The organism is Dongshaea marina, assembly GCF_003072645.1.
Lineage (GTDB): Bacteria > Pseudomonadota > Gammaproteobacteria > Enterobacterales > Aeromonadaceae > Dongshaea > Dongshaea marina.
The window spans coordinates 730,092-743,777 of sequence record NZ_CP028897.1 but is presented as its reverse complement, the minus strand read 5'-3'; the positions used below and the strand labels follow the sequence as shown (position 1 = coordinate 743,777).

11 protein-coding genes are annotated in these 13,686 nt (G+C 49.7%); 7 read left to right on the top strand and 4 right to left on the bottom strand.

Translation table 11 applies throughout. From position 1 onward, the window contains the following. Positions 1 to 26 precede the first annotated feature (26 nt). Positions 27 to 188: a hypothetical protein gene (locus DB847_RS24195; RefSeq protein ID WP_159084371.1), complete on the top strand. Its 162-nt coding sequence runs from the start codon at positions 27 to 29 to the stop codon at positions 186 to 188. A gap of 124 nt (positions 189 to 312) precedes the next feature. Here DB847_RS24195 and DB847_RS03730 read toward each other — a convergent pair whose 3' ends face one another. Further along, positions 313 to 1,146 (bottom strand): AEC family transporter, encoded by an 834-nt coding sequence (locus tag DB847_RS03730; RefSeq protein WP_234418505.1) that lies wholly within the window; start codon positions 1,144 to 1,146, stop codon positions 313 to 315. A gap of 201 nt (positions 1,147 to 1,347) precedes the next feature. Between DB847_RS03730 and DB847_RS03725 the strand changes: the two genes are divergently transcribed. Together DB847_RS03725 and DB847_RS03720 are read left to right on the top strand one after the other, a co-directional pair. Next, the gene (locus tag DB847_RS03725) at positions 1,348 to 1,866 is read left to right on the top strand and encodes an OmpH family outer membrane protein (protein ID WP_108649510.1); all 519 of its coding nucleotides are present in this window, start codon (positions 1,348 to 1,350) and stop codon (positions 1,864 to 1,866) included. 381 nt (positions 1,867 to 2,247) lie between these two features. Beyond that, positions 2,248 to 2,751: a helix-turn-helix domain-containing protein gene (locus DB847_RS03720; protein WP_108649509.1), complete on the top strand. Its 504-nt coding sequence runs from the start codon at positions 2,248 to 2,250 to the stop codon at positions 2,749 to 2,751. A 2-nt stretch (positions 2,752 to 2,753) separates the two neighbouring features. Here DB847_RS03720 and DB847_RS03715 read toward each other — a convergent pair whose 3' ends face one another. Then, positions 2,754 to 2,966, bottom strand: a complete 213-nt coding sequence (locus tag DB847_RS03715; protein WP_108649508.1) for a hypothetical protein — start codon at positions 2,964 to 2,966, stop codon at positions 2,754 to 2,756. A 161-nt stretch (positions 2,967 to 3,127) separates the two neighbouring features. Beyond that, entirely contained in the window at positions 3,128 to 3,652 is a 525-nt protein-coding gene (locus DB847_RS03710; protein WP_108649507.1) for a DUF6622 family protein, read from the bottom strand. A gap of 693 nt (positions 3,653 to 4,345) precedes the next feature. Between DB847_RS03710 and cadC the strand changes: the two genes are divergently transcribed. The 3 genes from cadC (at position 4,346) to cadA (ending at position 10,516) form a co-directional block, all read left to right on the top strand. Then, positions 4,346 to 5,923 (top strand): lysine decarboxylation/transport transcriptional activator CadC, encoded by a 1,578-nt coding sequence (gene cadC / locus DB847_RS03705; protein WP_108649506.1) that lies wholly within the window; start codon positions 4,346 to 4,348, stop codon positions 5,921 to 5,923. Positions 5,924 to 6,983: 1,060 nt separating this feature from the next. Next, positions 6,984 to 8,294, top strand: a complete 1,311-nt coding sequence (gene cadB, locus DB847_RS03695; RefSeq protein ID WP_108649504.1) for a cadaverine/lysine antiporter — start codon at positions 6,984 to 6,986, stop codon at positions 8,292 to 8,294. Positions 8,295 to 8,380: 86 nt separating this feature from the next. Next, positions 8,381 to 10,516 carry a lysine decarboxylase gene (cadA, locus tag DB847_RS03690; protein WP_108649503.1) on the top strand — a complete coding sequence of 712 codons (2,136 nt, stop codon included), beginning with the start codon at positions 8,381 to 8,383 and terminating at the stop codon, positions 10,514 to 10,516. Positions 10,517 to 10,583: 67 nt separating this feature from the next. Here the strand turns inward: cadA and DB847_RS03685 are convergent, their stop codons facing one another. Further along, on the bottom strand, positions 10,584 to 11,459 hold the full coding sequence (locus DB847_RS03685; RefSeq protein WP_159084370.1) for a cation diffusion facilitator family transporter: 876 nt from the start codon (positions 11,457 to 11,459) through the stop codon (positions 10,584 to 10,586). A 652-nt stretch (positions 11,460 to 12,111) separates the two neighbouring features. On the opposite strand from DB847_RS03685, the gene lysS reads away from it, so the two are divergent. Beyond that, the gene (lysS, locus tag DB847_RS03680; protein WP_108649501.1) at positions 12,112 to 13,635 is read left to right on the top strand and encodes a lysine--tRNA ligase; all 1,524 of its coding nucleotides are present in this window, start codon (positions 12,112 to 12,114) and stop codon (positions 13,633 to 13,635) included. Positions 13,636 to 13,686 lie beyond the last annotated feature (51 nt).

Genomic DNA, 13,686 nt, shown 5'->3' with positions numbered 1-13,686 from the left:
GCCTTCTTGATATAGGAAGCTTAGTCATGAGCCGTACACAGATGACGAATACCATGAATATCAAACAAAGCGAAGTTGTAAAGATCACCAGCCGCCTCTCCAGGCTGACCATGATTAGCCTCCTGATAGGAACCGCCATGATCGCCGCATCGGTGCTGGCCATCGGCAACTCCCTGGGTATTCACTAAACACTGATCCATCCCAGGCGCATTAACAGGGTAAAACCGATACTGGTGGTAATGATTGATCCCAGGGTCGTCAGCGCGATGATATTGGCCGCCACCTTAGCATCTCCCCGCATCGCCCGTACCATCACGTAGCTTGCCGCTGCTGTCGGTGTTGAGCCCAGCAAAAAGAAGATCCCAAGCAAAGGACCTCTGGCTCCGAGCAGATGAGCCCCCACCACCAACACCAGTGGTACCAGTACCAGCTTACACAGGGTCGCCCACAACGAAAGATTCGACTGCTGACAAAATCCCCCAGGCTCAAAGAGGAGCCGGCACACAGGAGTGCAATCGGCAAAGATATATTGGTAAGGTAGCTGATGGTCTGCAGGATAAAACGTGGCAATACCAGACCACTCACCAGGCCGATAAAACCAGCAACAATCCCGAGGATCAATGGGTTAAGTGCGATCGAGCGCAGCAGGCTCCGCCAGGTCAGATCCATGGTATTGGTTAAACTGCGCGACAGGGTGAGCACCGCCAGAATATTGTAGGTCACCACTAATAGGGCGACCAGGGGAGCTGCCTGGCTCAGGCCCGCTCCTCCATAAGCATTATAGATATAGGCAAGACCGATGATCGCAAGATTGCCACGATATCCCCCCTGGACAAAGATCCCACGAAGCTCGCGTAGCGCTATCCAGCGGCCTGCCATCCACTCCAGTCCCACAAATAAAAACAGGGTTGCAACCACGGCAAATAACAGCAGCGGCCAGTGCAATTGCTGCTTTAGATCGGTTTTCATCACACTGGAAAACAACAGCAGTGGCAGGGTGATCTTAAACACCAGTTGAGAAGCCGTATCGCTGAAGGCATCATTTATCAGTTGAATCCGTTTTAACCAGGCGCCAAATAACAACAGAAAACAGATAGGAAAAGTGATGGATAGCGCAAAAAGAGCACTCGCTCCAAGATCGGACATATTCGGTTCCTTAAATCAGTCATTTAGCCATAACTCCTGCGGATCCTCCAGGGCGCGAAACCTGGCCAGGCTTTGTGAGCTGCAAAACTTTTGATATCGTGGGATGCAAAGGAGATAGTCCGGCTTTGTCGCCTTTTCATTGATGCACTCAAAGCATCCTCGCATCCATCAAGCAGGCCCATCGGCCTTAAGGGAAAACCGTTGAAAAAATTACTCAAAGCCACCAGCCTGAGCGCAGCCCTGATGGTCGCGGCTATGGCTACAGCACAAGCTGCCCCTGCCCCTCAAAAGATCGGGGTTGTCGACTTCCAGCAGATCCTGCAGCAGGCACCTCAACGCGCAGCCATCGATTCTATGATGAAAAGCAAGTTTGAGAAACGTGAGCTCGAAGTCATGGATCTGTCTAAACAGATTGAATCCGTGAAAGGCCAGCTACAAAAGAGCCCTAACTCAAGCAAGCTCTCCACTCAGCTCACCGAGTTACAATCACAGTTTCAGTTAAAACGTCAGCTACTTATCCAGGATCAGCAGACTGCCTTCAACCAGGCAAAGGGCAAAATGCTTAAGCTGCTCAATGAAGAGGTCGCCAGTGTCGCGAAAAAAGATCACCTGACCCTGGTGATCCCATCTAATGCAGCCCTGTATGCAGCTCCTTCTACCGAGATCACCAAAGAAGTCCTGGCTGGGCTCAAGGCGAGCAAGGTCAAGGTCACCAACTGATCTGTCGGATCCCCCTGTCCTGTAGCGACCAACCCTCCCTTTGGGTTGGCCGTACAAAAAAATGGGCCTGAAGCTTCTATTCAGGCCCTATCACAGTGATCAAAGTGCACGATAGACGAAACAGGTTTATCTGTAACCTGCTGATTATTATATAGAGAGGATACATTCCCTATTCAAGCGCTGCTATCTTAACCCGCCCTCTCCATCAATAATTAAACCTCGCTCACATTTTACATACTCAGCATTGATCATGATTTGGGTCCTAAACCAAGACGAAGCAACCAAAGAGCTCCTTCCTCCCTCCATTTGCCTCTCCAGGCTCCCTGACTCAAAATAGCTCATAGGACAAAGCAATCATAAACCTTCAGGAATAGATGACAGATGTCACAACCGACTGAGACAGCCAACAAGATTAAAGATTTTCGTCTGCAGCGGGGCTGGTCACAGGAGCAGCTGGCTGAGATTAGCGGTGTCAGTGTCCGAACCATATCCCGGCTCGAGCAGGGTGGAAAGGGCTCCCTCGAATCACTGCGTGCCCTTGCAAGTGCTTTTGAGGTCGAGATTGCTACGCTCTATCCACAGCAGCAAGCTCCTCACTCAGAGCAGCAAATCGCCCAGGTCCGAGATACAGCCTTAGAGCAGGAGATCAAAGATATCCGTCACTTTCACTCTCACCTGCTGAAATACCTACTGGTCAACCTGGGACTGTTTATCGGCGGATTCTGGCAGCCCGGCCTGTGGTGGTCGCTCCCCTGGACTCTGCTATTCTGGGGCGCTTTTCTAAGCTGGCACGGTCTTGCTGCTTACCGGAAACTGGATAAACTCACCCGGCGCTGGGAACACTATTTGCTTAGCCGGCGTTTAAAAAACAAGCAAAAAAAGTAGCCTCAGGGTAGAGGGTGCACCGAGACAGCTATGCTCCCTCCTTCCAAAATCAAAGGAGTGCCGGGCTCTGAACAAAACTGCTCAATCCATTTGGGATTAAATAGCATTAGGTGCTCCCCTCCATCATTACTCAGAAGATACTCCTCGATATATTCGCAGGACTCGATACGGCAGGCGTACAGATAATTGCCACCGATCAAGCACTCAAGATCCAAGGGGATCCCCTGCCTGAGGTCACTAAACTCCCGGGGGTTAAACGTATCCCCAAGTGACTCTCACCAAACTGCAACTCCATCCTCAACCCTCTCCTGAACCAACCCTGGCGACAGCTTAAAGAACCGATAGCTCCCAGTGGACACGACCGAGAGCCAGCCCCCTATCTGGAGGCTCGGCTCCTCTCTGGCTCTAATGGCGAACTTTCCATACTAATATACTGATATCCATAGTAAATATTACGTCCGCATGTCATCCCGGCCAAAGACCCTTCCAATCCAGCTACAGCCAGTTGAAACAGCTTGCTCGAAGCCAGTGGCAATCCGGCTCCCTGGACAAAATGCACCCCAAATTCGAGGATAAAAATAGCAACCAACAGAATAAACAAACTATACTGGCCCGGGATCTCAATCAAGCCCTGCTCACGATCGCATCGCACCCTGGCTCCCATAACCATCAGGTACCCCAACAATCCCCCAAGGAGTAAAGCTGCGCCATATATTCCGACCAAGGCATCAGTCATGGGCAATTTCACAACTGATTGCAGCGACAAATACAGAAAAGCCACCGGCATCAACAACAATCTCGATATTTTGACCACCCGGGTTTGTGTCCGGCTCCAGGCATAACGCATAAAAACAACAAATAAGATCCACACCCAGAATGGTACATGACTTAAAGCACTCATTAGCTCTCTCCTCTGCTATCGGGATGAACCAAGGTGGCTCAGCTACCCGATTGAGGTGAAATCATCACCTGTTCAGCTCCGGCATACCATGACAGCAAGGCGACGCTAGCGAGACACTATATAAATCAATTGGTTAGGTGTATATGTGGCAGAGACCTGTCACCTGTGTCCAGCTCAACTCAGCCTTGTCCAGGCTGGGTTGCTCCCCAAAAAATGTCCCGATTTATGCGCTTCTCCATGGCGGAGATAGCTCACGAAGCGGTTGAACACAAACTTCACCGGAGAAGTGCAAAGCTGGAAATGGATCTCATAAAGCAGGTTCAGGTAAATAGTGAAGCTATGACGGGATAGTCAGAATACCCCCCTTGAGAGCCTGTTTTCAGAGCTGGCCTGCTGCGATGAAAAAGTCAAAAACATGGCGGATTTCTACCATGTTCATATTCTGACGAGCAAGCAGCCGCTTTTTCACCATCTATGGGAACAAAATACATTTACCGAAAGGTTGAACTGTTTTTCATATAATTTACGGTGAAAACATGAAAAAACCGCCGAATATTAGAGTTACAATGTGTCACAGAAATCTCATAAAATGATACTTTATATCTGCTTTTCTTGATTAATCTCGTTTTTCAAACAATTACTATGTGTTAGGATGCGTTCCCTATTTTAGAGCTCCAGATGTAAGCCTCGCTCATGCAAGACTATACCTACACCGTTGGCGAATGGCTGGTTTTCCCAACGGATAACAAAATCAGCCGTGAAGGTCGGGAACTGGTCATCGAACCTCGCCTGATCAACATGCTGCGCTACTTTGCTGAGCATCCTGGAATAGTCTTGAGCCGCGACGAACTGATCGATAATGTCTGGACCCGTAATGTCGTCACTCCCCACGTCGTCACTCAATGTATCTCAGAGCTTCGCCGGTACCTCAAAGATGGCCGCAAGGAAGCCCCGGAGTACATAATCACCATCCCCAAAAGGGGCTATAAACTGGTCGCTTCCGTCACGCGTCAGGCCCCGGATCCCCTGGATGAACAGGCAAGCTCTCTTGCTAGCAAGACTGAGGAGCCGAGCCCTGTAGGAGAGACTTCAGGCACCAGGGAGCCCAGCCTCGACCCGGCAGAGACTCCTCCTCCTAAATCGGAGGAGCAACCCCCGCAGTCGCAACAACCAGCCATGGTGCCAGCCAACCAAGAGAAAAAGTCAAAACGAGCAATCTGGCCCTGGCTCACCCTGCAACTACTGATTATTGTGATCCTGGGAGGTGCAGGCTACTTCAAGTATCGCCCACAAACCCCGGATTCAACTCCACAAAACCCACCTTTTTCAACTGTGATCGATCCAGGCTCACTCGCGATACAGATCAGTAAAGAGAGTACCGAGTGTGGCAATAGTGGCGGACTGCTACTGCATTTTAATAACTATATAGCTCAGGAGCTGAATAACTATAGCTCCTATCGGGCTCATGATCTGAGCAACTATACAGGTCAGCTCCACTCGGCAGGGAAAACCCTGTTAACCCATCTCATCAACCGCAGTGATCACCATATCACCCGCTGCTTTCTGTCGATTGAACTGCTGGATAACGCGAACCACCAGCTCCTCACCTCACAGCGCTATATTGTGAACTCAAGGAACCTGCATACAGTTCAATTACGTGCCGCAGAGCACCTGTTTGCAGTGCTGGGAGTGGATGCTAAATCCCTGCAGAATCAGGAGTGGAGCCCGAATAAGAAAGCCTTTCAGGCTTACCTGAAGATCATGCCGGTATTATTACAGGGTGACTTCAGTGCTATTGAGCGCAGCGAGCAGCAGCTCCAGGCGCTGCTTCATCAATACCCGGACTTTGTTCAGGCAAAGCTGACCCTGCTCAAGGTTCAACTTCTGCTAAAAGGAAGCATGCCGAGGGGCTCAGGACCAAGCCTGGCTCAGCTCTATAGCCAAATCATAACTCTGTCACGTCAGCCTGAGTTACAAGCCGGTCATCAGCAAGAACTGGTGCAGCTCAAGGTTATGTATGAGCTACTTAATGGTAGTCTCAGTGATGCACTGACCGAAGCCAAACAGGCTCTCAGGGAACAAAAAAGCTGGTTCAACTATATCCTGCTCGGTAAGTGCTATGAGATAAGTGGCCGTCTTAATGATGCCGCGGATGCCTATATTGCCGGATACAGTATGCGACCGGGCCAGCAAACCTATACCTGGATCCAAAACGCCCTGTTCCAGACCGATATTCAGGATATAGTTCCCTACCTGTATAAGTATCACTAAGGGAGCAGAACCAAGCTCCCCCCAACTTTCTATCCGGTTAACCCTGCCGCTTCCTAAACTCAGGGGACCTTACTTAGAACCCTGTCTGCTTGATTGTGCATATGGCCCGAAGCGGGGTGATTGTTGGATAAGACTTAAGAGCTCAGTAGGATCCAGAGCATTTTTTGCTCCGCAGGCTCACTATCATTAGAGCAGCTCGGGCTTTAAGCTCTGACTTATTACTGAAGCTCCCCCATGCCAATCCTTACCAGGTTCGGAGTCTGCTACACAAGATGTGAGAATATAGTGGAAGGCTAACTCCCCGAGAATGGCCCAGCCTCTCGCAACCTTGCTATGCAACTATGTCCTAGCGACAAAGGCTCGGCCTCACCAGGCCAGAAGTTGTATGTGAACTTGCTCCCTCAGATTGTTCACATTCCCTTCATAATTAAGCCCAACTTGTCAATACATCTTTCGATGGATGAAAAACGTACGTTCCAACAGAAAAAGCTCAACAGAATTCTCATTATCTTGATTCAAAAACATCAACAAAACATCAACACATTGATTTATAAGGATTAATCACTTTCCTCTCATTCAAAACCACCCAGCCCAAGGAGTGTGATTTAGTTCACAAAATAATATCAACTTCGGTTGTCAACACGGGTTGATGTTTACGTAACCTCATGTTTAAAAAGGTTTTTACAAGAAAATTCCCATACTGTTTAAAAGGTCAGATTTATGTTCTAAAGGTCATTTTTATCAAAGCATAAATAAATGGACTTTCCCTTTAGGATTTTCAATTTTGTCAGGCGTAAAGTACGCCCCGAGTTTGAGGCCTTACCAAAGATAGGGTCTCTATAAACACAGATACAATTTCGACTACTGACTGTTCTTTCTGTTGAGGTTAAGTTGCCCCATCATCTGGAGCCCCAGAAGATGGCACAACCTAACCTGGCACAATAGTAAATTCAGGACTCATCAAGAACCGATTGCCGGAAGCGATCCTGCACTAGTCATCAATCTGTCTTTTTTGCCGCACCCCATTGCGATAACAGAAAATGAAACTTGAGGATAAATAATGAACTCTGCGAAAAAAATCGGCCTCATCGCCTGTACAGGTGTTGTTGCCGGTAACATGATGGGCAGTGGTATTGCCCTGCTTCCTGCTAACCTTGCTTCTATCGGTTCTGTTTCTATCTACGGTTGGATCATCGCCCTGATCGGCGCTATCTCTCTGGCTTATGTTTACGCTCGTCTGGCCACAAAGAACCCTCAAGAGGGTGGCCCTATAGCTTACGCCGGTGAAGTATCTCCGATTCTGGGTCACCAGACAGGTATCCTCTACTATCACGCAAACTGGATCGGTAACCTGGCAATCGGTATCACCGCCGTCTCTTACCTGTCGGTCTTCTTTCCTGCGCTCAACAGCCCGGTTGCTGCAGGTATCGCCACTATCGTTATCGTTTGGATCTTCACCTTCGTCAACCTGATGGGTGGATCCTGGGTAAGCCGTCTGACCACTCTTGGCCTGGTATTGATCCTGATCCCAGTGATCGGTACTGCCGTTTTTGGTTGGGCCTGGTTCGATGCTGCAACCTATCACGCCAACTGGAATGCGACTCACGGCACAGATGGCCACGCTGTCATCAAGAGTATCATCTTCTGTCTGTGGGCCTTCGTGGGTGTTGAGTCTGCCGCAGTAAGTACCGGTATGGTTAAGAACCCTAAGCGCACCGTTCCCCTGGCAACCATGGGTGGTACTATCCTGGCAGGTGTTGTCTATATCCTGGCGACCCAGGTTATGGCGGGTATGTTCCCTAATGCACAGATGGCTGCTTCCGGCGCACCTTTCTCTCTGAGCGCTGCGGCTATGGTTGGTAGCTGGGCTTCTCCTGTTGTTTCTGCCTTCACCGCTTTCGCATGTCTGACCTCTCTGGGTTCCTGGATGATGCTGGTTGGCCAGGCAGGCTCACGTGCAGCTCACGATGGTAACTTCCCTAAGGTTTACGGCGAAGTGGATAAGAACGGCGTACCTAAGAAGGGCCTCATCCTTGCTTCTATCAAGATGACTGTACTGATGGTAATCATCACTATCGTGAACGCTTCCGGTAGCGGCCACGCTTCTGACCTGTTTGGAATGCTGACCAGCATCGCGGTTCTGCTGACCATGCTGCCTTACTTCTACTCAGCACTGAACCTGATCCGCTTTGAGGGTGCAACCACCCGTAGCGTGCTCAGCCTGGTCGCTTCAGTTATCGCTTCTATCTTCTGCTTTATCGCTCTGGCCGGTGCCGAGAACACTCAGCTGGTTGGAACCATTATTGTCAGCTTGATCATCATGATGGCCTACGCCAACAAGGTGGGTCGCAAAGAGAAAGCTGCAGCCTAATTTTTAGTAATCATCATAATTCGCGCCACTGCCCTCTTCATTGAAGTGGCGCGCTTTCCGAATACTGTGAATCCAAGGAGATTCCTATGAACATCATTGCAATCATGAATCATTTAGAGCCCTACTTTAAAGAGGAGCCTCTGAACCAACTGCACGATACCCTGACTGACAAGGGCTACCATGTCGTTTACCCAACTGACCGTAACGATCTGCTCAAGCTGATCGAAAACAATGCTCGCGTTGCCGGTGTTATCTTTGACTGGGACAAGTATGGTCTGGATCTGTGTGGTGATGTGAGCCAGCTGAACGAAAAGCTGCCTCTGTTTGCCTTCGCGAACCTGCACTCCGCAATGGATGTGACCCTGAGCGATCTGCGTCTGAATGTTAGCTTCTTCGAGTACGCCCTGGGCATGTCCGATGACATCGCTCTGAAAATCGACCAATCAGTTAAGGCATATATTGATGAGATCCTGCCTCCTCTGACCAAGGCGCTGTTCAAGTACGCTCAGGAAGGCAAATACACCTTCTGTACTCCGGGTCACATGAGCGGAACCGCTTATCAGAAGAGCCCTGTCGGCAGCATCTTCTATGACTTCTACGGTGCAAACACCATGAAGTCTGACATCTCTATCTCTGTGGGTGAGCTGGGTTCCCTGCTGGATCACAGCGGTCCTCACAAAGAAGCTGAAGAGTACATCGCTCGTACCTTCAACTCCGAACGTAGCTTCATCGTGACCAATGGTACTTCAACTGCCAACAAGATTGTCGGCATGTACTCAGCTCCTGCGGGCAGCACAGTGCTGATCGACCGTAACTGCCACAAGTCTCTGACTCACCTGATGATGATGAGCGATGTGACCCCGATCTACTTCCGTCCAACCCGTAACGCTTACGGTATCCTGGGTGGTATTCCTCACAGCGAATTCACCAAAGAGGTGATTGAGCAGAAGGTTGCTGAAACTCCAAATGCCAGCTGGCCTTGTCACGCGGTAGTCACTAACTCTACCTACGATGGCCTGCTGTATAACACCAACACCATCAAAGAAACTCTGGATGTTAAGTCAATCCACTTTGATTCAGCCTGGGTTCCATACACCAACTTCCACCCTATCTATAAGGGCAAGTGTGGTATGAGTGGTGATCGTATCCCGGGCAAGGTGTTCTACGAGACCCAGTCTACTCACAAGCTGCTGGCTGCATTCTCCCAGGCTTCAATGATCCACGTGAAGGGTGACATCAACGAAGAGACCTTCAGCGAAGCCTACATGATGCACACCTCAACCTCGCCTCATTACGGCATCGTGGCCTCTACCGAGACTGCTGCCGCCATGATGAAGGGCAACACAGGTAAGCGTCTGATCTCTGACTCTGTTGATCGTGCGATTCGCTTCCGTAAAGAGATGAAGAAGCTGCGCTCTGAGTGTGACGGTTGGTTCTTCGACGTATGGCAGCCAGAGAACATTGACGAGACTGCTTGCTGGAACCTAGATCCTAAGGATAGCTGGCACGGCTTCAAGGACATGGACAAAGAGCACATGTATCTTGATCCTATCAAGGTGACTCTGCTGACTCCGGGTCTGAACAAAGCAGGTGAGCTGGAAGAGACTGGTATCCCTGCGGCTATCGTGGCTAAGTACCTGGATGAGCACGGCATCATCGTTGAGAAGACAGGCCCATACAACCTGCTGTTCCTGTTCAGCATCGGTATCGACAAGACCAAGGCTCTGAGCCTGCTGCGCGCCCTGACCGAGTTCAAGCGTGCTTACGATCTGAACCTGCGCGTGAAGAACATGCTGCCTAGCCTGTACGCTGAAAACCCAGAGTTCTATGAGAACATGCGTGTTCAGGAACTGGCTCAGGGGATCCACAAGCTGATCCAGCACCACAACCTGCCTGAGCTGATGTTCAGCGCATTTGAAGTTCTGCCTAAGATGGTCATGACTCCACATGCTGCGTTCCAGGAAGAGCTCAAGGGCAATGTTGAAGAGTGCTATATGGATGAGATGGTTGGCAAGATCAACGCCAACATGATCCTTCCTTATCCTCCTGGGGTTCCTCTGGTGATGCCTGGTGAGATGATCACCGAAGAGAGCCGTCCAGTCCTGGACTTCCTGGAGATGCTGTGTGAAATCGGTGCACACTACCCAGGATTTGAGACCGACATCCATGGTGCTTACGCACAAAAAGATGGTCGTTACACTGTGAAGGTTATTAAGCAGTAATAGCCTCTCAGCCTCAAAAAAGCGGAGCCGATGCTCCGCTTTTTTTATATCTGTTTAGAGTGAAGAATCAGGCCCAGCGATGATCTGAAGTAAAAGCAACGGTTAACCATAGTGAATAACCAAGTTTACTTAAATCTTCATGAAGTTGGCTGCGGATCATATCCAGCCTTTCCATCTCAACAAGTGTATGGGAATCAGCCAGAACAAATGTGATTTCAGTATTGAGCTCACGTCCGACTTTGGCAATCCGGATCACAGTATCGCTAAACTCCAGATCACACTTAACCTGCCCGACGATCCGCTTGACGCTTTTATTCAATTGCGGCTCGGGAGCCGCCATCAGAAGCTCCCGCAAGGCACCATAGGTTAATCGAGAAGGAACATAGATAAAGTAGATAGAGATAATGACCACAATGGCCGGATCCACATAGCGTACCACTGAGAGCATCTGAAGGTGTTCAAGAATCAGGGCCACCACAAAGCCGATGCATAGACCAAAACTTATGATGAAATCCATAAACCACTGTTTCTTCTCGGCTTCAGCCAGTGGCGTCTCCAGTTTAGCCCGGCAGATATAGCCCCAGCACCACAGACAGCCTATAGTTGCCAGGAAGGTATAAAAAACCGCGCTCAGAGCGCTGGCATCATTGCCTCCGTTGATGATAGTGATAATTGCCCCCGACAGAGCATAGACACAGATAATAATCATCACCAGAGATTTAATCAGCACCACTAAAGGCTCAAACAGGGCGTGACCAAATTGAAACTTTTTACTCTCCGGGCGACTAATTATATTATTCACCACCAGCGAAAGCATGGATAACAAAACACTTATTAAAGAGTAAACACCATCAAAAAGAACTGCCTCTGAAGAGATTAATATACCTATAATAATTCCGGCTCCGGAAATTACTGCGGCAAAAACTATTGAGACAATAAACATCCGTCTCTCTTTTGTTTCAGCCTGCCTCATTTTAACCCCCAAAAAAATTAAACGATGTTGTATCATACTGTTCACACCCTGTGGCCGACAAGACCCAGCCAGAGCAGGGTGACAGTCACCACAAATAAACATCAGTCCCTCTGTGATTCGCAGGCAACAGCGGCCATCCTCAATCTCCCTAAACACGCTTCTCCACGCCTGAAGGCTTCATCCAGCCCCCTTCCTCAACACCACAGCACCGAGGAGCAATCAATGGGGACAAGTCTCAGAAAAGACCCATTGCCATCACTCTTTGTTTCTAAAGCCGATAAAAGAACGACTGACCATAAAAGAGGCAGGCGAGTCCTGAAAACAGGATTTATAAAAAGGAAGTGAACTAACACTTACCTTAGATTAAATATTGTTGTAGAGTGTCTGAACTAGGCTTGGAGAGCTAGATGTCAAATGACTTCGCATCTGAGCCGGATCATAAGGTGCGACAAGCTTAAAACAGGATAAACTCCCTGTCCGGAGATGAAGAACGAGATCTTTCTCTATCGTGTAAACCTCATAGATAAAGCCCTTGAAACCGATTCCCTTCTTTAAATTGCTGTCGCTCTTTTATGGATAAAGAAGCTGTAAGCAGGTCTGTGACCTTTAATGGAGAAAACAAATGTCAGATCAAACCCAGACTCCCTCTATCGATGATCTTCAGGTTGAGCTAAACAACGAGTTATCTCAGCGCCGTGCCAAGCTGGCCGAGCTGCGAAAACAGGGTGTAGCTTTCCCTAACGATTTTCGCCGTGATTGCATCTCTTCTGAACTGCACGAGCAGTTTGGGGACAAGAGCAAACCGGAGTTGGAGCAGATCGGGCATAAGGTAAAGATAGCCGGACGCATCATGAGCCGTCGGATCATGGGTAAGGCCTCTTTCGCTACTATCCAGGACATGGGTGGCCGCATTCAGCTATATGTGACCCGTGATGATCTGCCCGAAGGTTTTTATAACCAGCAATTCAAGAAGTGGGACCTTGGCGATATCGTTGGTGCCGAAGGGGTTCTGTTTAAGAGTGACACCGGCGAGCTGTCTGTTCATGTCAGCGCGATCCAGCTGCTAACCAAGGCACTGCGTCCTCTGCCAGATAAGTTCCATGGCCTGTCTGATCAGGAAACCCGCTATCGTCAGCGTTATCTTGATCTGATCACCAATGAAGAGTCTCGCCGTACCTTTGAGATCCGCTCCAAGGTGATCGCCGGTATCCGTAACTTCTTCAACAAGCGTGACTTCATGGAAGTTGAAACGCCGATGATGCAGCTGATCCCGGGCGGTGCTTCTGCGCGTCCATTCATCACCCATCACAACGCGCTGGATCTGCAGATGTACCTGCGAATCGCTCCGGAGCTCTATCTGAAGCGCCTGACCGTTGGTGGCTTCGAAAAAGTATTCGAGATCAACCGTAACTTCCGTAACGAGGGGATCTCACCACGTCACAACCCTGAATTCACCATGCTTGAGTTCTACTGGGCCTACTCCGATTACAACGATCTGATGGATATTACCGAAGATCTGCTGCGTCAGCTGGCCCTGGATGTACTGGGTAATACCATGGTTCCTTATGGCGACCTTGAGTTCGACTTTGGCTCCAAGTTTGCGCGCATGACCATGAAGGACTCGGTTCTGGAGCACAACCCGGATATCACAGCCGAGCAGCTTGAAACCGTCGAAGGTGCGACCGCAGCACTGGCTAAGCTGGGTATCGAGGCTCAGGAGAGCTGGGGACTGGGACGTCTCATCACCGAGATCTTCGAAGAGACAGTTGAGCATAAGCTGATCCAGCCAACCTTCATCACCGAGTATCCTGCTGAGATCTCTCCGCTGGCTCGCCGTAACGATGACAACCCATTTGTTACCGACCGCTTTGAGTTCTTCATCGGTGGCCGCGAGATCGCCAACGGCTTCTCTGAGCTTAACGATGCCGAAGATCAGGCCGAACGCTTCCGTGAGCAGGCCGCTCAGAAAGATGCCGGTGATGATGAAGCGATGTTCTACGATGAGGACTTCGTAACCGCTCTGGAGCACGGCTTGCCACCAACGGCTGGCGAGGGTATCGGTATCGATCGCCTGGTGATGCTGTTCACCAACAGCCACACCATTCGTGACGTCATCCTGTTCCCGACTCTGCGTCCACAGAACTAATCATCCGATATCTGTCGGAACTGAAGGCCCGCCCCCGTGCGGGCCTTTTTT